Raw genomic sequence first — 21459 nt, 5'->3', positions numbered from 1 at the left:
AGTGATTCACAATTTCAACGCAGGACCATCTATTTTACCTCAGGAAGTTTTTAAACAAGCTGCTGAAGCTGTATTAAATTACAACAACAGTGGCTTATCAATTTTAGAGTTAGGGCACCGCACTTCCACTTTTCAAGCGGTAATGGATGAAGCTATTGCGTTGGTGAAAGAATTGATGCAATTAGATGCCGATCATGAAGTGTTGTTCTTACACGGTGGCGCCTCTACGCAATTCATGCAGGTGCCGATGAATTTGTTGGATGATAAAGAAACAGCCGCTTATTCTGATACCGGCGTTTGGGGTGGTAAAGCTATCAAAGAAGCAAAGCTCTTTGGTAAGGTTGAAATTGTTTGTACCGGAAAAGAAAGCAATTACACTGTTATACCAAAGGATTTTGCCGTACCGAATGATGCAAAATATTTTCACATTACTACCAACGAAACTATTTACGGATGCCAATGGCAAAAAATTCCGAAAACAAGTACACCGTTAATAGCAGATATGAGTAGTGATATATTGAGCCGTGTAATGGATTTTAATCAGTTCGATCTAATCTATGCTGGTGCTCAAAAAAATATGGGAGCTGCAGGTGTAAACTTAGTAGTAGTTAATAAAAATATTTTAGGCAAGATAAAACGTGCTATTCCTACCATCATGGATTACCGCAATCACATCAAAGAAGGCAGTATGTTGAATACACCTCCTGTGTTTGCGGTATATGTTTGCATGCTTACATTACGTTGGTTAAAATCTATCGGCGGTGTGGCAGCGGTTGAAAAACTGAATATTGCTAAAGCGGATCTGCTATATAATGAGATAGATGCCAACCCATTATTCAAAGGCACTGTGGCAAAAGAAGACAGAAGTAAGATGAATGTTTGTTTTGTGATGAATAATCCTGATCTGGAGGCCGCATTTTTAGCCTTTACCAAAGAAAAAGGCATCGTAGGCATTAAAGGACATAGACTGGTAGGCGGTTTCAGGGCATCTTTATACAATGCCTTGCCCATCAGTAGCGTACAAGTATTAGTAGATGCAATGAAAGAATTTGCAGCATTAAACCCATAAAAAACATTTGCCCTACATTTGCGGCAAAATTACATCTGAATATGATCTCCATACACCCTTTTAAGGCCCTTAGACCAGAGGCGCAACATGCAAAAAAAGTTGCGTCGCGTCCGTATGACGTATTAAATAGCAAAGAAGCGAAAGTAGAAGCGCAAGGAAACCCAAGTTCTTTTTTACATATCACCAAAAGTGAAATTGATTTGCCGGAAGATACCGACATACATTCTCAAATAGTATATGATACTGCTAAAGAAAATCTGGATGCATTTATCAGTCGCAATATTTTATTCAGAGAAAATAAAGCCTGCTACTATATTTATCAATTGATCATGAACGGGAAAAGCCAAACCGGTTTGGTTTGCGGAAGTAGCGTGGATGATTATGAAAAAGATAAAATAAAGAAACACGAATTTACCCGTCCGGAAAAAGAACAGGACAGGATCAATCACATCAAAACATCCGGAGCACAAACAGGTAATGTTTTTTTAGCGTATAAAAATGTAGATGAGATCGATAATATTATCGACGATTGGAAAAAAACGCATAGCCCTGTTTATGATTTTGTGGCAGATGATAAGATACAACACAGCATCTGGATCGTTAATGATGATGCAACGATCAAAAAAATATCAACAACATTTAAAACACAAGTTCCTTGTACATACATAGCTGACGGGCATCACAGAGCAGCATCTGCAGCGAAAGTACGTAAAGCATTAGGCGATAAGGCAACCAATGGTGCCGATATTTTTCTTACTACTTTATTCCCATCTAATCAATTATACATCATGGATTACAACCGTGTTGTAAAAGATCTGAATGGGTTAAGTGTAGAAGAGCTGATCAATAAAATAGAAGTAAAATTTACGATTGAAAAAGCTGCTAAAGCTGTTTCTCCTGCTCAATTACATGAGTTTGGTATGTACTTAGATAAACAATGGTATACATTAACTTCTAAAGAAGGTACTTACACTACTGACCCGATCGGCATTTTAGATATCAGTATCTTATCTGATAATATTTTAGACCCGATCCTTGGCATCAAAGATCAACGCACCGATAAGCGTATAGATTTTGTTGGCGGCATCCGTGGTTTAGGCGAATTAGAAAAAAGAGTTGATAGCGGCGAAATGGCTATTGCATTTAGCTTACACCCGGTAACCATTCAGCAATTATTTGATATTGCAGATAGCGGAAATGTAATGCCACCAAAAAGCACCTGGTTTGAACCTAAGTTGAGAGATGGATTGCTGACGCATTTGATCTATTCGTAGAAATAAATATTTTAATAGAAATCCCGATTTTCTGTTATCCTTTTTGACGAAAGAATAAAACAGTAAAAAATTAGTTAATACAATAAAAGAGGAGCCATATTGCTTCTCTTTTTTTATCTTTACTGTAATGAAAAGAATTGCAGGATTTATTTTCACGCTAACCCTTGTATTTTTTGCCAATAAGGCAATGTCTCAAACTGTTGCGGAATTACAGGCAAATGCCAAGGCTTTTATGTCGCAAGGAGATTACACCAATGCCATTCTCATTCTAAACAGAGCTACTCAATTAGAACCACAAAACATAGAGATCATAAAAGATCTGGCCATCAGCAATTACATACAAAAGGACTATACAAAGGCGCTGGAAGTGATCAAACCTGCACTGGATATGGATGCAGTAGATGATCAGTGTTATCAAATTGCCGGTACTATTTACCGTGGCCTGGATCAGGTGAAAGACTGCGAAAAATTATATAGAAAAGGAATCAATAAATTTCCTGAAAGCGGCGCACTGTATAATGAATTAGGCGAATTACTGAGTGGAAAAGATGCCGCCGATGCCATTACTGAATGGGAAAAAGGCATAGAAGCAGATCCTGAATATTCGAAGAATTATTACAATGCCTGCAGGTATTATTCTGTTACAAACGATAAAGTCTGGTGTGTGTTGTACGGTGAGCTATTTGTAAATATGGAGCCGATGAGCAGCAGAACACCTGAAATAAAAACGATCATACTCGATACGTATAAAAAAATGTTTGTTGAAACAGATCTTACCAAAAGTAATAAAGAGAAAAATAAATTTGCTGCTACTTTCATACAAACTATGAATAATCAGAGCAATGTTGCCATACAAGGCATCAATCCGGAATCTTTAACAATGATCAGAACCAGGTTTATATTAGACTGGTTTAATGGAAAATCTGAAAAATACCCCTATAAATTATTCGAATACCAGCAACAACTTATTAAAGAAGGCATGTTTGATGCCTACAACCAATGGCTTTTCGGCACCGCACAAAACCTTATTGCTTATCAAACCTGGATCAACAACCACGCTACTGAGTACGGCGAATTCTTCCGTTTTCAAAAGGGCAGAACCTTTAAGATGCCTAAAAACCAGTATTATCGTTAATTAATTTTTTTTGTTAAAATTATTCAATGTTTAAACATTGAATATAAAAAAGCCTTATCTTTGTTCTAAAATAATACAAAATGAAAAAAATAATTTTCGCAATTGCTGCAGTAGTAACTTTTGCAGCCTGTAACAACACTCCAACTGCCGATAAAGCTGAAACAACAGAAAAACAGACAGCAGCAGCAGCAGACGGAACTTCATTCAAAACAGATAGTACTTCACTTGTAACATGGACAGGAACCAAACCGGGTGGTGCACACACGGGAACTTTTGCTGTAACTGAAGGTTTTATTTCGGCTAAAGACGGCAATATCACAGCTGGAAATTTCATTATCGACATCAATACATTGAGTGATAAAGATCTTACTGATGCTACTGGAAAAGGCAAATTAGAAGGACATTTGAAAAGTGCCGACTTCTTTGATGCAGCTAAATTCCCTACAGCTAAATTTGAAATCACCGGTGTTGAACCTTTCAAATATGACAGTGCTACTATGAAAGATGTTGTAATGAAAGATGCAACACATACCATTAAAGGCAATTTTTCTTTAAAAGACAGTATTAAAAACATTTCTTTCCCGGCTAAAGTAACCGTTGAAGGGAATAAACTAACTGCAGTAGCAGATTTTAATATCGACAGAACTCAATGGGGCCTAAACTATAAAGGACCAAACAATCCACAAGATTGGTTTATCAGCAAAACCGTAAACATAAAACTGAATATAGCAGCTGCTAACAAATAGGTTACAGGTGGTTATTTTTAAAGGCCGTTCCATTTATTTGGAATGGCTTTTTTTATTTATCTTAGTATAGGTATATTTTACTAAACTACTAACGATTGTATATGAACGAAAGCTTCAGACTGTTTGATTTCCTGCAATATCAATCAGACACTTTTCCCAAAGATGATATGATGGCTGCCAAAGAAAATGGCGAATGGAAAACGTATAGTACAGCCTTTGTGAAAAAAACGGTTGATCAATTAAGTGCAGGACTGCTGCAATTAGGATTAAGCGGTAATAATATGACCGTTGAATCGCAGGATAAAATTGCCATCATTAGCAGAAACAGACCGGAATGGATCATGCTTGATCTTGCTTGCCAGCAGATTGGTGTCATTCTTTGTCCCATCTACCCTACTACTAATGTAAAAGAGCTCGAATTTATTTTTAACGATGCTGCCGTAAAATATGTCTTCGTCAGTGGACAAGACATTTTAGATAAAGTAAATGATGTTAGATCGCAAACGCCTACCATAAAAAACATTTATAGCTTTGATGACTTGCAAGGTGTAGATTTTTGGAAAAAATTATTGTCGGATGACACACATAAAGTGCTGGAACTAAGGTCCACCATTCAACCCCAACACTGTGCTACCATTATTTATACATCAGGTACCACCGGTACACCCAAAGGTGTTATGCTAAGCCATCGAAACATTGTAAGTAATGTTACAAATGCCATTAATAGTTTTCCTTTTGAGCAAAATCCAAATGGAAGAGCTTTAAGTTTTTTACCGTTGAATCATATTTTTGAAAGACTGATCTCTTACATATATATGTACACCGGCGTATCTATTTACTATGCAGAAAGCCTCGAAACAATTGGTGATAATCTGAAAGAAGTGAAACCAACATTGTTCACTACTGTGCCAAGGCTGCTTGAAAAAGTGTATGAAAAGATCATGGCAAAAGGCGCTGAGTTAACCGGTGTAAAAAGAAAATTATTTAATTGGGCAGTAGGATTAGGATTACAATACGACAGTCAAAAAACGGGAGGCATTTGGTATAACTTACAATTAGCTATTGCTAACAAACTTATTTTCAGCAAGTGGCGTGAGGCATTAGGCAACAATATTGATTTTATTGTAACAGGCGGTGCCGCTTGTCAGGTACGATTGATCAGAATTTTTTCTGCTGCAAAAATCACCATTTATGAAGGATACGGACCAACAGAAAATAGTCCGGTAATTAGTGTGAACTGCCGTAAGCCGGGTGGTACTAAATTCGGTACAGTAGGATTGGTAATAGATGGACAAGAAGTGAAACTGATGGAAGATGGAGAGATCTGCGTTAAAGGACCAAGTGTGATGATGGGTTATTATAAACGTCCGGACCTGACAGCAGAAACAATTATTGATGGCTGGTTACACACAGGTGATATCGGTGTTTTTGAAGACGGTAAATATTTAAAAATTACCGATAGAAAAAAAGAACTCTTTAAAACAAGCGGTGGAAAGTATGTGGCGCCCCAACCCATCGAAAACAAAATGAAGGAATCGCCGTTTGTAGAACAGATCATGATTGTTGGTGCCGAACAAAAATTTGTTGGTGCGTTGATCGTTCCTTCTTTCCCTACGCTAAAGGAATGGATGCGCCATAGAGGCATTGCATTCACAACCAATGAAGATGCAATACACAACCCTCAGGTATTAGACTTATACAGAAAACTGATCGACAGCTTCAACGAATTTTTCAATCATGTTGAACAGGTAAAACGTTTTGAACTATTACCACACGAATGGAGTATCGACAGTGGTGAGCTCACTCCTAAAATGAGTTTAAAAAGAAAAGTGGTAATGGAAAAGTATAAGGATGCTGTAGAAAGAATTTATAATTAAGCGCTTCGATAATAATTTTACAATATGATTGCAGTCATAATATAAATGCGACCGCATGAGTAGATTTACCGTATAATTTTTAACTCTAAAACGGTAAATATGACCAGCATTATAAAATCGACTTTAGCCATAAGTTTATTTGCGCTCTCATTAAGTTGCAATTCATCAACTAATCAAGATGCAACAAAATCCTCTCCCACTACAGATGCACAAGGAGCCGGCCAGCCAGGAGTACAGGATGATCAATCAGCAAAGAATGTTGTACAGGTTGCCATCGGCAGTAAAGACCACACTACTTTAGTTACTGCGGTAAAAGCTGCAGAATTAGTAGATGCATTGAGCAATGCAGGTCCCTTCACGGTATTTGCTCCAACCAATGCTGCATTCGATAAACTTCCTGCAGGTACTGTTGATGGATTATTGAAACCGGAAAAGAAAAATGACCTTACTGATATTCTTCAGTATCACGTTTCCGTAGGTGTATTCAAAGAAGATATGTTGCAAGATGGGCAGTCAATTGGGCAAGTAAATGGCGGCAATATCACCATTAGCAAAATAGATGGCAAAATAAAAGTAAATGGCGTAGCAAATGTGATTGCTACAGTTCCTGCTTCTAATGGAATTGTTTATGTGATCGATGCAGTGTTATTACCACCAGCAACAAAATAATCGACTAACCTATACCAGCAATAAAAAAAAATGGCAACAGTTGTTGCCATTTTTTTTATTCCATAGTTTAGAAAATTGTATCCCTGGAAGATTGATCTGTAAAAATTTTAACCTGCATAATGGTTGCAATGCTTAGTGCTCTTTGCTTTGCAAGCTCAGCTTTAGTGCCGCTAAAAAGTTCATCAACCGTACTCGTGAACAATAAGGTCCATTCTTTGAAATGTGCTGCTGTTAAAGGTGTTAGCCGATGCAGCTGTTTATGTAATTCCATAGGATTGCCTTCGTATGTACCTGTGAAGAATAATGTATTCTCCCAAAAATTATACATTACCGGCAAATGTTTTTCCCAATTTACTTTTACAACATCATTAAATATATAACCAATGGTTTTATCTGCCTTTACCTTTTCATAAAAGGCATTTACCAATAGTTGTATATCTGTTATTGTTTCAATATCCTTTTTCATATTACAGATCTTTACGATTGAATTTCCTGAGCGATAACCAGGCAGGTAATACAACCCAGAGTATTAAAATAAAAAATGATACGATTACGCCTGTTTGCGTACCGAAAAAGTTTTTAAATATTGCTCCTGTATAACCCATTAGAGCTGATACATCCATTTTCAATAAGATCAATATCCTGCTGAGGTCGATCGGATTCAAAGTACTTATACCTACCATTGCTTTTTCCAACGGATAATCGGAAAATTGAAATAATAAAAACAATACCAGGCCATCAAATATCAATGAAAAATACAACCATAATAAAATAGTTACACCAATACCCTTTGCTTTGTCTCTTGTTTTAACAGCGGCCAGCATTGCAATTGCAACAAAAATTATCGACAACAATAAACCTGTGGCCAGCATCATAAAACCCGTATCAGTAGGCTGATACAACAAGATCGGAATACCCACACCAACAAAAAATGCAAAGGCAAGCGAAAAAGCTAATCCGGCAAAAATGCTCAGCCATATTGTTTTACGTTTGAGTGGCTGACTGACCAATAGCTCTAAAAATTCTGCACTGTTATAGATATAGATCGCAGTAAACAAAATACTAACGAGCGGAACAATGATCAACACCAGATTCAACAAGCTCAACAAACCTTTTGCTGAATTATCTTCCAGGCTAAAAACACCGAAAGAGATCACCAAAAGAAAAACAGTGTATGCCAGCATAATTTTATTACGCAGGATATCAATGATCACATATTTAATAATTTTTTTCATGCTATGCATTTATCATTACGCTTGCAATGGCCTTGGATAATTTTTCCTGCCCAGTATCCAATCGCAACGCTTCAATAGTTTTATGAAATTTCAGGCTACCCTCCTGCATATATATTATCTGAGTAACCAGGTCATCCAGTTCACTCAGTATATGAGAAGTGATGAGGATCAATTTCCCCTTTTCCTTTTCTTTTATTATTTTTTCTTTCAAAATTTCAGAAGCAACAGGATCCAGCCCGGCCGTAGGTTCATCAAGTATCAGCACATCCGGATTAAACAAAAATGCCAATGCCGCACTCACCTTCTGTCTTGTGCCACCAGACAAGGTTCTCATACGTTTATCTAATAATTCATTCAATTTAAATTGTATGATCAGATCTTCATCCAACAAACTGTTTTTTTGATTGCGGATATCCTTCATCATTTCCAGCATTTGCCCAATTGTCATATTATCCGGATAGCGGCCTATCTGAGGCATATAGCCTATACGCTCCCTGTATTTCCAGTCATGTGAAATATTTTTTCCATTAAACGTAATAAAGCCACTATTACATACCACCATTCCTAAAATACTTTTTATCAATGTTGTTTTGCCACTACCATTCGGACCGATCAAGGCAATGCACTCCCCTTTATTGCAGGTTAGCGAAACATTGTCTAACGCTACAAGCTTGCCGAATTTTTTTGAAACATTGCTTGCAATTATCATAATGGTAATGGTTTCATTAATGGAAAATCATCTATTAAATTTTCAGGAGTAAGCGTAGGCAACACTTTCTCTGTTTTGTCTAACAGTGCAGCCATCAAACTTCTGAACAACATCATTGCTGTAGGATTTTGTTCAACGATCACAGAATACATACTTACCGGCCTATAAGGAACATCTCCAATTTTATCTTTGTCAAGATCATAGCCATCGTATTTATCCCAGTAATTCTTATTGAATGTGTTCAACACCAAACTACCATTGGTACCCACGTCGAAAGTATTATTGATAAAATTGCTGGCAGTTAAAGCAATGTCCATACAGCTTGCCTGGATCTTTAAAGCCCATCCGTTATTTTCAAACACATTTTTTTCCATATTAATACGACTTGCACCTTCCATGTGGATACCTGTTGTATTTTTTGTGAAATAATTATTTTCTATATAGCTATCAGAAATTTCCTTTAACAACAAACCATAAGCAGCATCTCCCCAGTTTTCTTCGAAATAATTATGAAACATTTTTACATGGTTAGAAAACATCACCGCAACTCCTGCTCCGTTGGCTCTGAAAATATTGGTGATATATGTATCGTTATTTGAAAACATAAAATGTAATCCATACCGAATATTTGAAAACGAAGTATTTCTCCAAATGATCGAATGTGTTACAAACTCAAAATAAATTCCATCTCTATGCCCTGAAACTGTGTTGGCAATAATTTTCATGCTATCGCTTTTCCAGCAATGTATGCCATTGCCACTTTCCTGCTCCTGTTTGCTATATGCGGTTAAAGTGTTTTTTTCAATGATACAATTGGTTGCATATTGAGCATAGATACCGAAGAAAGTATCATCCAAAATATTGTTTCGTATGATCACTTCTCTGGAATTGTAAATTTTAATACCGGCAAAATCTTCAATACTTGAAATGCCTGAATGAATGATCTTAAAGCCATCTACAATAACGCCATTGGCTTTTACAGAAATAACCTCATATTTGTTTTGGCCATCTATAACGGGTTGACCTAACCCGATAAAAGAAATCTTTTTAGTGATGTTGATATTTTTTTCTTTGTAAATGCCTGCATCTACCAAAACAGAATCTCCATCGGTAGACAACAACAATGCCTGCTGTATTGTTTTGATCGCATGTTGCTTACCTACCCGAATTGTTTTTGCCTGAGCGGCAACGGCAGCACCGAGGAATGCTAATATGAAAAAATATTTTTTCACTGTTTAATTAATTCAGTCCAGGTTACAATAGTTCCAGGAAAACTTTTTTGCACTGCTATCAAATTATCTTTACTGTCGAAAGCTGCAATATTACCTCCCATCGGGCTTCTCAATGTTTCACTTTTTAATAAAAAAGATTTGTTGACATTTATCAGCTGATGATCTCCCGAAAAATTAGCCAGATAAATATCTTTTATGTTTGCAGTTGGAGTTTCTTTTGTTTTCAGATAAGCTAAAATGCAATGGATATCATCAAACTTATGGATCTTTCCTTTTGTTGTGATCAGCTCTGCTCCAAACTTTACATCACTAACTGTCATTTTACAGAAGTAACAATTATCAACTCCAATCTTAAGTGGCTCAGGTGCTATTGAGCATGAGCTTAACGAAAAAGATAAAAACAAGAGTGCTGCAACAACAGAATTTCCAGATGATATTTTTTTAAGCCTCCATTCTGCTACAACACATAAAAATAATAAAGCACCTGCACCAATAAAGATCCATCCTCCAATATCCGGAACAGAATAAGCCCCAAAATTCAATAATTGTTTAAACCCTATTAATGGTGGCTGGTAAGCCATCCCGGGAACAATGATTGCTGCATCAGGATTTAAATTATGACCATAATCGTACTCCCATCTCCAGAAATCATACATGGCAACAACACCGAATAAAATAAATAAGATCAGTAAAAGATTGATCCATTTTCTTTTCCCAATAATAGCAAACAAAATAAAAAGTGCAGCAAACAAACCAATAATATAAGGCAATACAGTAAACTCAATAAAATCATTGGCATGTAAAGTTTTCATTCCAATATAATGATTCAAGCCATTGATGATATCTACATTGCCGGCCAATTTATTTGGATAGATCAATAATTTTAATCCTTCCGGATATTGCGGTGCATCCAGATCGATCCTCCACATCGGCACAAACAAAACAGCAATCAATGCTACACCACATAATATCAAAACCAATCTTACCCAATTTTGTATCCGAGCCGTTTGCATCTATTTGAATTTATTGTATCAATATAAAAAGGAGCAGGCATAATTACCTGCCCCTTTATCTTACTCAAAAAAAATTATTTTTTATTCGCCGAATCAGCTGCCGGTTGATTTTTACCGGTACTAAAAAGTAATGGCACATTGCTTCCCGCCGGAGATACTCTTATGTATCCTGACATTTCCTGGTGCAATGCACTACAGAAATCGGTGCAATACATCGGGAAAATACCCACTCTATCCGGATTCCATTTTAGTGTTTGAGTTTCACCCGGCATGATCAGTAACTCTGCATTGGCAGCTCCTTTTATGGCAAAGCCATGCGGCACATCCCAATCCTGTTCCAGATTTGTTATATGGAAAAACACTTCGTCTCCCATTTTTATTCCTTCAATATTATCAGGAGTAAGGTGAGAACGAATGGCTGTCATATATACATGGACTTTATTTCCTTCTCGTACTATTTTAGTTGCAGCTTCCCCGTTAGTGAAATATGGATTTTTGTTTTCTTCCATTTTAAAAAACTTCAAAGAGTTTTTCCTGATCACATCTGCCGGAGCTATCTGAGCATAATGCGGCTCACCGATCGTTGGAAAATCTAATATCAGTTGCATCTTATCTCCACTGATATCATATAACTGAGCACTTTGTGATAATTCAGGACCAGTTGGTAAATACCTGTCTTTGGTTATTTTGTTGTACGCCACAAGATATTTCCCATTTGGAGTTTTGGTGTCTCCACCAGCTACTGTTAAGTGACCAACAGAATAATAAGTAGGAACCCTGTCTAAAACTTTCAAGTCTTTAATGTTCCATTTCACCACTTCTGATGAAACAAACATGGAAGTGTAAGCATTTCCTTTATTATCAAACTCAGTATGTAAAGGACCAAGGCCTGGTTTTCTAACTTCCCCGTACAACACAGATTCGTATTTAAGTACCGGAATGCCATCGTATTCGCCGATAAAATCTTTTGCCGCAATGGCTTTTGTCATTTTATCAAAACTAAACACCGGAATAAGTGCAGCTAGTTTGCCACTACCAACTATATACTCACCCGTTGGACTAACATCACAACCATGCGGTGATTTAGGGCATGGGAAAAAGTAGCAGATATCTTTTAATTCTTTTGAATCAAGCACAGTCACTTCTGTTTTTATTTCAGATGTAGCAGAATGCGTTTTGTCACTATAAACGTTGTGAGCATATTTTACCGCTTGCTTTCTTCCTTTTCCGGCTTTCAAATACTCCTCCGCTTTTTTCCAGTTAACTGCCATGATAAAATCTTTATCCTTTTGTGAAGCATTTACTTCCAACAGGGTGTTGGCTTGTTCTGTATTATAACAAGAGAAAAAGAACCAGCCATGTGAAACCCCTTTACCGGCACGGCTTAAATCGAAATTCACACCCGGGCATTGTATTTGAAAGGCGATATCCATTTTACCTTCTTCCTTGCTAACACTAATAAAACTCAAAGTGCCTTTAAAATTCTGCTTGTAGGTATTGATAGCAATGTCTCCATTTTTATCATCGGGAGGAACACTAAACCTTGTACCAGCAACTACATACTCTGTATTTTCTGTAATAAAAGGTGATGAGTGATTACCACCACTATTGGGCAATTCAATGATTTCCTGAGTACGGAAAGTTTTCAGATCTATTCTTGCAACCCTTGGTGTATTATTTGCATTACCAAATGCCCATCGTCCATCATACTCTCCACCAGTTTTTGAAAGTTGAACGTGGTGCAGATCATCCCATGGCACAAATCCATGCGACGTATTTAACATGGGTTTTGTTTCTTCACTATACCCATAGCCTTTTTCCGGGTCAACAGAAAAAACCGGGATCACCCGAAGAAGACGACCTGACGGCAACCCATATACGCTCATTTGTCCGCTAAACCCACCAGATACAAAATTATAGAACTCATCATATTTACCGGGAGCAACATATGCCTTTGCAGCTGCATCAGAACTTACCGCATTGCCTGCATTTTTTGGTTTACAGGCATTGAAACCCAACACCAGACTGATTACTAAAACAGCTGCTGTTATAAACTTTATATTTCTCATATTGATTGTTTTCGCTAGTTGTTGAATATTATTTTATCCCGTCATTTTTACGCATGAATTCATATAATGACCTTGCATCATCATCAGATAGGTTTTGATTAGGCATACGCACCAGACAAATTTCTAATTGTGCTTGTGCTTTTGGATCTTTATTCAACATTTCATCTGTGTTGGTTACAAAATTCATGATCCATTCAGCGGTATGTCTTTTAGTTACATCTTTCCAACCGGGCCCTACTAATTTTTCATCTGAAAGTTTGTGGCAGCCGCTACACTTTACACCAAAAACTTTTTCACCATTGGTAGCCATCGGTGCATCAAGGCTAGCTCCAACCTCAACTTTCGTGAATTTACCTTCACCTCTTTTGGGGTCGTAAGAAGGGTTACCACTTTCTGTAGTTGCTTTTGTATCATATGGATCGGTGGTTGGTTTAACATCGCTACCGGCGCCACCACCGCATGCAACCATAAAAAAAGCTATGCTTGTAATAATTATTAATTTTTTCATGATACTTATGTTTTGTTTTAAATGATTACACAATTTTACGCAGCCTGTTACAGTTTATTTATGCGTTGAATCATATTGATACCATTTTAATAAAAAAGCACCTTGAATATGACCACAATCATATCCCTTGATAACTAATATCATATAGTAAAAAACATTATCCATATAGCTTTACGGACTGTTTCGATAGAACTTAAATCTTATGTTATGATGATTGATGTTGATACACTATTAGCCTGGGGCGCTTCTTTTAAAAAAGTAGGCGCTAATGAAATAATATTCCACGAAGGAATGCCAGCCCAATTTTATTATCAACTAGTGAGTGGTAGTATTCGTTGGGTAAATATCAATGAAGAGGGAAAAGAATTTTTACAGGTTATGATAGAGCCCGGGGAATGTTTTGGGGAATTGCCTTTGTTTGATGATGAACCCTTTGCCGCTACTGCAATAGCAAATGAAGATTCAGTGATCATCCGCCTGCATAGATCCACTTTTAACGAATTAATAAAAGAGAACCCCGAAATACATTCGGCTTTTAGTAAACTCTTAAGTCAACGATTAAGGTTCAAATTTTTTATCCTGAAAGAGATGGCCAATCACAATCCGGAACAAAGTATTTCTACCTTACTCAGCTATTTTAAAGAGCACCAGAAAAATATTTGCACTAAGTGTAATAGATTAAAGCTTACCCGTCAACAAATTGCAGATATGACAGGGTTAAGAGTAGAGACGGTTATCCGCACAATGAAAAATATGCAAACCAAGGGGCAATTGGTAATTGAAAAAGGCAAAGTGTACTGCTAATATGATTTGAATCATAGCCAAAAGCCGTTGCAACTATTTTCTTTGTATAAATATTATCTATGTCTTTGAATCTGCAACGATGGATTAAAATTTCTCTGATCAATTTATTGATCGTTGCAACGCTTGGGGTGATCTTAAGATATAAGATCGCCTTTTCTCTCCCCTTTATCGACCAAAAACATTTATTACATGGTCATTCACATTTTGCTTTTGCCGGATGGATATCGCAGGCTATTATGACACTACTGGTTGCTTATCTATCGAAGCAAAATCCAACAGCACGTTTAAGAAAATACCAATGGCTTCTTTATGGCAATCTATTCACCGCTTATGCAATGCTGATTGCATTTCCAGTTGAAGGTTATGGTTTGTTCTCCATTATTTTTTCTACCTGTTCCATTTTTGTATCGTACATATTTATGGTTATCTACTGGAAGGACCTCAACAAGCTAAAAGAAAACAACCCGGCACATTCGTGGTTTAAGACAGCTATTTTGTTGAATTCATTTTCTTCACTAGGAGCTTTTGCATTGGCTATAATGATGGCAGCAAAAATTGTTCATCAAAACTGGTATTTAGCAGCTGAATATTTTTATCTGCATTTTCAATACAACGGCTGGTTCTTTTTTGCCTGTATGGGTTTGATCGTAAGCAAACTATCAGTTATTGTTTCTCCTGAAAAATTAAAAAGAATTTTTCTACTGTTTGCCGGAGCAATTGCACCGGCGTATTTTTTATCTACCCTTTGGATGCACATACCTGTATGGGTTTATATTTTGATTGTTGTTGCAGCTTTTGCACAAGTATTTGGCTGGATGTACACGATCTATTTAATAAAAAGCAACACTACCAAATTAGCTTTTACTCCAATTTCTAAATGGTTATTCATCTTTTCCGGAATAGCATTAAGCATAAAATTATTGTTACAACTAGGCTCTACCATTCCTTCGTTAAGCACATTGGCATTTGGTTTCAGGCCTATTGTAATTGGTTATTTACATTTAGTATTATTAGGCGTCACCACTATTTTTCTATTAGGATACATGTTTGTGATCAACACATTTACAATCAGTAAAACAACTGCAATAAGTGCAGGTATATTTATAGCAGGCATTATTATTAACGAAATATTTTTAATGACCCAAGGCGTATCGGCACTGACATATATAACGATTCCTTTCATCAATGAAGCTTTGTTGCTGGCTGCGCTGATCATGTTCATAGGATTGTTAATTCTTATTACAAATTTGAAATTAAATACTGAAGATGATTTCAATCACAATTGAAATTATTAAACTGATACACCTTTGTAAAAAATATGTATCATGACAAATATATCAGAACAAACACTCGCCAGTATCGTAACACAAAACCACCAGGTTGTTCCTATCCTTGAAAAACATCACCTTGATTTTTGTTGTAAAGGAAAAAGAACACTTGCTGAAGCCTGCACTGAAAAAGGCGTATCGGTAGAAGAACTTATCAATGAATTGGAAAATGTAGCTGAAACAGAAAACAACAATCGTCTGCCCTTTAATCAAATGACTGCAGAACAACTGATCAGTTACATTCTTATCCATCATCATTTTTATGTAAAGCAATCAATGCTTACAATTTTGCCCCATTTACAAAAGGTAGCAACTAAACATGGCGACAGATTTCCATACATGGTTAAAGTTTTTCAATTATTTACTGTGATCAATGAAGAAATGACCTTGCACATGCAAAAAGAAGAAATGGTCTTGTTCCCTAGAATAAAAGAAATTGAAAATCTATTAAACGAAAAAAGAAAACTAAAAATTTCGGGAAACTACATTAGTGCGCCGGTGAATTCAATGGAGCAAGAGCATGATCATGCAGGAGAAATACTCTATGAAATAAGAAATCTAACCAGCAACTACACACCGCCTGCAGATGCCTGTACAACATTTAAAGTAACGCTGGCTGAATTAAAAGAGTTTGAGGAAGACCTGCACAAACATGTGCATTTAGAAAATAATATCTTATTCCCTTTAGCCGAAAGACTATTAGAAAACATTACTGAGTAAACAACGACTGCTTGCTATTTTTTACAAATATTAGTGGCCTCGTCAGGAATCGAACCTGAATCTGGAGCTTCGGAAACTCTTATACTATCCATTGTACTACGAGGCCAATTTATTTACGATTTGTGATGTACGATCTACGATTTAAAGAACTCTACAAAATCGTAAATCCCAAATCGTAATTCGTAAATACAAATTACTTCCCAAACTTAACAATATTACTACCGAATATTTTTACTGCGATCGCTAATAATATCACACCGAAAAACTTCCGTATCACCGACATACCACTTGGCCCTAAAAATTTCTCTATCCATTTCAAGGATTTTAAAACAAGATAGATCACCATACAGTTGATCAATATGCCAACTAATATATTTACATCCGCATAATTCGCTTTTAAACTCATTACAGTGGTTAACGTTCCGCTACCGGCTATCAATGGAAAGGCTATAGGCACCACACTACCGGTTTTTGCATTTTTATCGGGCTTAAAAAATTCAATCCCTAAAACCATTTCCAACCCTAAAATAAAAATTACAATACTACCGGCTACGGCAAACGACTTTACATCTACCCCCAATATTTTCAAGAACTCCTGCCCAACAAATAAGAATAATACCATCAAAGCACCCGACACCAATGTTGCCTGTGTGGATTTTATATGCCCTCCCATCTTATCTCTTAAGGAAACAAGTATGGGCACAGAGCCAACCACATCAATTACCGCAAACAAGGTAAATGACACAGTAAGAATTTCTTTTATGGCTATCTCTGAAAAATTCAAAGGTTTAATGTTTTTACGAAGATAAGTTTTTGTTTTTACGCTGTTTAAAGTGCGCTATTTTTTTTGCCCCCTTGTTTTAGGCTTGCCGTATTTCTTCATCATTCTATCTTTCTTTTTCACAATAAAATTCGTCTTTTTATTTTTGGCCGATTTTTCATGAAAAGCAGGGCCAGCCTCATCTGACTTCGACAATTTAGGTTGAATGATCTTCATGAACACTTTCGGCAGCTCATCTTCAGTTAATACATCTGAAATAACAAGATTGGCAGGTAATGGCTCAATAGGGATTTGATATTTCATCAAAGTTTCAATGGCCTCCTGCTGAGGCTTTTCCCTTTCAGTAATAAAAGTTATGGCAATACCCTTTTTATCAAATCTTCCTGTACGACCAATTCTATGTATATAATTTTCCGGCACTTCCGGTGTGTCGAAATTAATGACATGTGTTACTTCTGCTATATCAATTCCCCTTGCAACAATATCTGTTGCTATGATAAATCTATAATTCCCTTCCTGAAATTGTTTTACTGTATTGAAACGATGATTCTGTTCTTTGTTGGAATGTATCACACCTGCTGTACCCGGAAATTTATTTTCTAATTGTTCGTACAACTGATCTGCTAATTGCTTGGTGGCCGCAAAAATCAATACCTTGGTCATGGTTTTATCTTCGGTCAATAACAACTCCAGCAAATTTACTTTTGTATAAAAGTTTGGTACTTCATAAGCAGACTGAATAATATTTTCCAGTGGTGTTCCGGTTGGTGCCGCTTCTACTCTTATCGGATCGTTAAAATATGTTTCTATCAATGCCTCTACATCTTCTGTGATCGTTGCAGAGAATAAAAGATTTTGCCTTTTTTGCGGTAAGAGATCTAAAATATTTTTTAACTGCGTTCTGAAACCAAGATTCAACATTTCATCTACTTCATCGATCACCAACTTTTTGATCGTTTTTACTTTGAACGCACCCGCCATTGCAAGATCATACAATCTACCTGGTGTAGCTACCAACACATCCAACCCTTTTTCTACTTCCAGTTTCTGTGTATTGATATTTGCACCACCATAAACACCTACAACAGTTAACGTCATGTACGGAGTTAATTTTTTTACCGTTTCTACCACCTGTGCAACCAACTCTCTTGTGGGCACTATCACCAAAATTTGCGGATCTTTATCCTTACTGAATTTCCATTGACGCAAACAAGGCAATAAGTAAGCAAATGTTTTACCGGTACCCGTTTGAGCGATCCCACACACATCTCTTCCGGACATCACAATTGGGAAAACCTTGTGTTGTATAGTTGTAGGATTCGTGTATCCCAGATCATCCAATGCGGTCAGTAATGGGGTGTTTAAATTTAAATCGTCAAATGTCATACCTGTAAAATGTAAAGCAAAGGTAGTTTTAATATTTTGTACGCCTGAAATTGCAGAACTTGCAACACAATTTATGTCAGTTACAAACCATCGTTATTTTATTTTGAATAAGCCATTTAATATGGTGTCGCAATTTGTAAGTTCCCACGACGTTGGTTTATTAGGTGATCTTGATTTCGATTTTCCAGAGAGCACTCATGCCATTGGTAGATTAGATAATCATTCTGAAGGGTTGTTACTTTTAACAACCAATAAAAAAGTTACTCGTTTATTATTTTTAAGTAAAGTGCCACATAAAAGAACTTACTTGGTGCAGATCAACAATATCATCAGTGAAGAAAAGTTACATCGGTTAAGAACCGGCGTAAGTTTTAAAATTAAAGACAATGTTATGTACACTACCGGCCCTTGTGAAGTTTCAATAGTAGAGAATCCTGAATCGTTATGCAAGATGTCAAAGAGGTTGACCGCTTATGACCCAAACACCTGGCTTTTAATTACAATTACCGAAGGTAAATTTCATCAGGTAAGAAAAATGATAGCTGCTATAAAACACAAATGCAAAAGATTAATTCGTGTAAGCATTGAAAATATGACGATGGGAAATTTGGAGCCTGGTAAAATACAAGAAATAGAAGAAGAGGAATTTTTCAGCAAATTAAATATTGTTCATTAACTGCTACCTATTTAATCTTGCTTGAGCAATATGTTTATCTTTTGATGCATTATGATGCTTGTTCTTCATTGCTAACAAACAGTTAGCGCAAAGGCAGTCGCTGTAAACCGATTGAATATAATTTCTTTCTTCAACAGATAAGACAACAGCTGTACATTGACACTGACTGATATTGCCAACTTTACACTCGAAGCTGATATTACATTTGGGGCATATTTTTTTCTCGTGCTGACACATAATAACGAGTTTAATAAAGGTGGTTGACCTTTGAAAGGTCGACCACCTTATTGCAAAAAAAATTATAGTTTAAAACTTAACCCTGCGGTTGTATTAAACCCTTGCACACCATAACCGTACACTTCATAATAATCTTTATCCAAAATATTCTTCACATCTACAAAAACCTTTATTCTGTTTGATAGGATGCTGTATTGTGCATACGCATTCCACATAAAATAACTTCTCAATTCTACTGCGTAGTTGTCATATGGCGGATTTGGATTAAAGAATAAATCGTTTCTTTTTCCATAACTGTAACCATTCGTGCTTACAAATAATTGTGGTGTTACCTGGTAGCCAACTGTTACACCAAAAGAATGCTTAGGCAATTTCAACAAGTTGTAATAAGTAGTATCCTTGCTACCTTTCTTCTTTGTGATCTCTCCATCTACAAAAGAATAAAAGAAAGTCACTTTTATATCTTTGTTTACCGCAATGTTCGATTCAACTTCAAATCCGTGATCATTTTGTCTATCGTAATTCCATAAACTAAATGCAGGACCGGAGCTGATGATATTTTTTATTTCTCTGTTAAAATATACTGCACGAATATCTCCTTTATTAAAGAAGGCCTGTGCGCCACCTTCAAAAGTTTTAGATGTTTCGGGTTTCAGATCAGGATTGCTTCCGTATTGTCCGTAAAGCTCACCCAAAGAAGGAGCTCTGAAAGCAGATGCGATATTTGCAAATACTTTCACTTTATTTTTTATTAAGTAAGATGGATTGATACTGTAATTAAAATTATCTCCAAACTTAGAATGCTTATTATATCTACCCCCTAACTCTACATTAATGCCATTTGCATTTTTGTACAACACTGAAGTATAAGGACTGAAAATATTTATTTTCGGACGTTTTGGTGTAGCATTATCATCCAATGATTGTTGTGCTCTGAAATCCAATCCGGCTAAAACCTGAAACATATCATTGATACGATAAGTAGCGTATGTTTCGGCGGTATTGCTTCTTCCTTCATAAGGCGTTTTACCATATACGCCATCATACAATCTTGACGTTTCATCATGAGCATACTGAGCGGTCAGGGATAATTTTTTATCGTCATATTTAAAAATTGTTCCTGTTGATAAAACAGATGAAGTGTATTGATCTGCACCATCAGTAAAAGCATCAGCATCATACCCACCTGTAAAATATTGATAGCGGAAAAAAGGTTTGAAATGAAACTTATCTGTAATAGCAGCATCAAAATTCAAATAAGCACCATTCGAAACAAAACCATCATTATCAAAATTTTGATTGCCTGCAATATCTTTTGCTTCGGAGATACCATCAGTTTGTCTGTGAATATAACCAACATCGTACGACGATTTTTCAATTGTACCTCTTACACCAATATTTGCATTAAAACTTTTATAACTACCTGCCGATATGGTTCCGTAACCAACAGCTTCTTTACCGGCTCCTTTTTTTGTAATGATATTGATAACACCTGCTACTGCATTACTTCCATACAAAGCAGATTGAGCACCTTTTACAATTTCAATTCTTTCTATATTCTCCATTGGTATCAATCTCGGATCAAACGCACCTGTTACACCGGATGGATCTGCCATTGGAATACCATCGATCAGAATAACCGTATTATCATTTTTTGCTCCTCTTATATAAAGCGGCTTGTCTTTCCCCGGATTACTGGTAGCACCGTTCACAATAATATTGGCCTGCTCGGTTAATAATTGTGCAAGATCTTTGCCTTTACTTTTTTCTAAAACAGATTGATCGATAATTGTTACCACTTTACCTGTTTGGGATTGTTTAATACTCGACTTTGTTGCTGTCAACACAATCTTGTTTAAAGTTTTTGTACTGTCCTGCTGAGCATACAACTGACTACTGAATAATACAGCAGTCGCAATAAAAATTCTCTTTTTCATTTTTGAAAAATTTTTTTTGTGACTGCTTTCGTGGAAAATAAGAGAAGAAAATAA

21 protein-coding genes and 1 tRNA gene are annotated in these 21459 nt (G+C 36.3%); 10 read left to right on the top strand and 12 right to left on the bottom strand.

All coding sequences use genetic code 11. The features are described 5' to 3' along the window. Position 1: 1 nt before the first annotated feature. The 6 genes from serC (at position 2) to ACQ33O_RS04920 (ending at position 6770) form a co-directional block, all read left to right on the top strand. Positions 2–1069 (top strand): 3-phosphoserine/phosphohydroxythreonine transaminase, encoded by a 1068-nt coding sequence (gene serC / locus ACQ33O_RS04945; protein ID WP_430994455.1) that lies wholly within the window; start codon positions 2–4, stop codon positions 1067–1069. A gap of 41 nt (positions 1070–1110) precedes the next feature. Next, positions 1111–2343 (top strand): DUF1015 domain-containing protein, encoded by a 1233-nt coding sequence (locus tag ACQ33O_RS04940; protein ID WP_430994454.1) that lies wholly within the window; start codon positions 1111–1113, stop codon positions 2341–2343. A gap of 127 nt (positions 2344–2470) precedes the next feature. Next, positions 2471–3478 carry a tetratricopeptide repeat protein gene (locus ACQ33O_RS04935; RefSeq protein WP_430994453.1) on the top strand — a complete coding sequence of 336 codons (1008 nt, stop codon included), beginning with the start codon at positions 2471–2473 and terminating at the stop codon, positions 3476–3478. An 80-nt stretch (positions 3479–3558) separates the two neighbouring features. After that, a complete protein-coding gene (locus ACQ33O_RS04930) occupies positions 3559–4224 on the top strand; it encodes a YceI family protein (protein ID WP_430994452.1) in 666 nt (221 codons plus the stop codon). Between the two features lie 101 nt (positions 4225–4325). Then, on the top strand, positions 4326–6101 hold the full coding sequence (locus ACQ33O_RS04925; RefSeq protein WP_430994451.1) for an AMP-dependent synthetase/ligase: 1776 nt from the start codon (positions 4326–4328) through the stop codon (positions 6099–6101). A 99-nt stretch (positions 6102–6200) separates the two neighbouring features. Beyond that, positions 6201–6770 (top strand): fasciclin domain-containing protein, encoded by a 570-nt coding sequence (locus tag ACQ33O_RS04920; protein WP_430994450.1) that lies wholly within the window; start codon positions 6201–6203, stop codon positions 6768–6770. A 67-nt stretch (positions 6771–6837) separates the two neighbouring features. Here the strand turns inward: ACQ33O_RS04920 and ACQ33O_RS04915 are convergent, their stop codons facing one another. The 7 genes from ACQ33O_RS04915 to ACQ33O_RS04885 form a co-directional block, all read right to left on the bottom strand. Next, on the bottom strand, positions 6838–7236 hold the full coding sequence (locus ACQ33O_RS04915) for a group III truncated hemoglobin (protein ID WP_430994449.1): 399 nt from the start codon (positions 7234–7236) through the stop codon (positions 6838–6840). A gap of 1 nt (position 7237) precedes the next feature. Further along, entirely contained in the window at positions 7238–8005 is a 768-nt protein-coding gene (locus ACQ33O_RS04910) for an ABC transporter permease subunit (protein ID WP_430994448.1), read from the bottom strand. Position 8006: 1 nt separating this feature from the next. Continuing rightward, positions 8007–8714, bottom strand: coding sequence for an ABC transporter ATP-binding protein (locus ACQ33O_RS04905; protein ID WP_430994447.1), 708 nt, complete (start codon positions 8712–8714; stop codon positions 8007–8009). Then, a complete protein-coding gene (locus tag ACQ33O_RS04900) occupies positions 8711–9946 on the bottom strand; it encodes a nitrous oxide reductase family maturation protein NosD (RefSeq protein WP_430994446.1) in 1236 nt (411 codons plus the stop codon). The genes ACQ33O_RS04905 and ACQ33O_RS04900 overlap by 4 nt, the downstream gene beginning before the upstream one ends. Continuing rightward, the gene (locus ACQ33O_RS04895) at positions 9943–10959 is read right to left on the bottom strand and encodes a nitrous oxide reductase accessory protein NosL (RefSeq protein WP_430994445.1); all 1017 of its coding nucleotides are present in this window, start codon (positions 10957–10959) and stop codon (positions 9943–9945) included. Before ACQ33O_RS04895 ends, ACQ33O_RS04900 begins: the two co-directional genes overlap by 4 nt. A gap of 74 nt (positions 10960–11033) precedes the next feature. Then, positions 11034–13028, bottom strand: a complete 1995-nt coding sequence (gene nosZ / locus ACQ33O_RS04890; protein ID WP_430994444.1) for a Sec-dependent nitrous-oxide reductase — start codon at positions 13026–13028, stop codon at positions 11034–11036. 28 nt (positions 13029–13056) lie between these two features. Next, positions 13057–13536 (bottom strand): c-type cytochrome, encoded by a 480-nt coding sequence (locus ACQ33O_RS04885; protein ID WP_430994443.1) that lies wholly within the window; start codon positions 13534–13536, stop codon positions 13057–13059. A 207-nt stretch (positions 13537–13743) separates the two neighbouring features. Between ACQ33O_RS04885 and ACQ33O_RS04880 the strand changes: the two genes are divergently transcribed. From ACQ33O_RS04880 to ric, 3 genes are read left to right on the top strand one after another with little or no spacing between them, the layout of a single operon-like run. Beyond that, positions 13744–14340 (top strand): Crp/Fnr family transcriptional regulator, encoded by a 597-nt coding sequence (locus ACQ33O_RS04880; protein WP_430994442.1) that lies wholly within the window; start codon positions 13744–13746, stop codon positions 14338–14340. Positions 14341–14399: 59 nt separating this feature from the next. Next, the gene (locus ACQ33O_RS04875; protein ID WP_430994441.1) at positions 14400–15626 is read left to right on the top strand and encodes a hypothetical protein; all 1227 of its coding nucleotides are present in this window, start codon (positions 14400–14402) and stop codon (positions 15624–15626) included. Between the two features lie 39 nt (positions 15627–15665). Next, positions 15666–16388 (top strand): iron-sulfur cluster repair di-iron protein, encoded by a 723-nt coding sequence (gene ric / locus ACQ33O_RS04870; RefSeq protein ID WP_430994440.1) that lies wholly within the window; start codon positions 15666–15668, stop codon positions 16386–16388. A 34-nt stretch (positions 16389–16422) separates the two neighbouring features. Here the strand turns inward: ric and ACQ33O_RS04865 are convergent. The 3 genes from ACQ33O_RS04865 to ACQ33O_RS04855 form a co-directional block, all read right to left on the bottom strand. Beyond that, positions 16423–16494: transfer RNA gene (locus tag ACQ33O_RS04865), tRNA-Arg, on the bottom strand. 87 nt (positions 16495–16581) lie between these two features. Continuing rightward, on the bottom strand, positions 16582–17172 hold the full coding sequence (locus ACQ33O_RS04860) for a MarC family protein (RefSeq protein ID WP_430994439.1): 591 nt from the start codon (positions 17170–17172) through the stop codon (positions 16582–16584). 54 nt (positions 17173–17226) lie between these two features. Continuing rightward, positions 17227–18555, bottom strand: coding sequence for a DEAD/DEAH box helicase (locus tag ACQ33O_RS04855; RefSeq protein ID WP_430994438.1), 1329 nt, complete (start codon positions 18553–18555; stop codon positions 17227–17229). 73 nt (positions 18556–18628) lie between these two features. Here ACQ33O_RS04855 and ACQ33O_RS04850 point away from each other — a divergent pair, with 73 nt between their 5' ends. Continuing rightward, positions 18629–19231, top strand: a complete 603-nt coding sequence (locus tag ACQ33O_RS04850; RefSeq protein ID WP_430994437.1) for a pseudouridine synthase — start codon at positions 18629–18631, stop codon at positions 19229–19231. Between the two features lie 3 nt (positions 19232–19234). Here the strand turns inward: ACQ33O_RS04850 and ACQ33O_RS04845 are convergent, their stop codons facing one another. Then, positions 19235–19468 (bottom strand): cysteine-rich CWC family protein, encoded by a 234-nt coding sequence (locus ACQ33O_RS04845; protein ID WP_430994436.1) that lies wholly within the window; start codon positions 19466–19468, stop codon positions 19235–19237. A 62-nt stretch (positions 19469–19530) separates the two neighbouring features. Next, positions 19531–21405, bottom strand: coding sequence for a TonB-dependent receptor plug domain-containing protein (locus ACQ33O_RS04840; RefSeq protein WP_430994435.1), 1875 nt, complete (start codon positions 21403–21405; stop codon positions 19531–19533). Positions 21406–21459 lie beyond the last annotated feature (54 nt).

The sequence above is a fragment of the Ferruginibacter sp. SUN002 genome, from assembly GCF_050611725.1.
Lineage (GTDB): Bacteria > Bacteroidota > Bacteroidia > Chitinophagales > Chitinophagaceae > Ferruginibacter.
The sequence above is the reverse complement of the archived record's forward strand: the minus strand, read 5'-3'. Positions and strand labels throughout refer to the sequence as shown.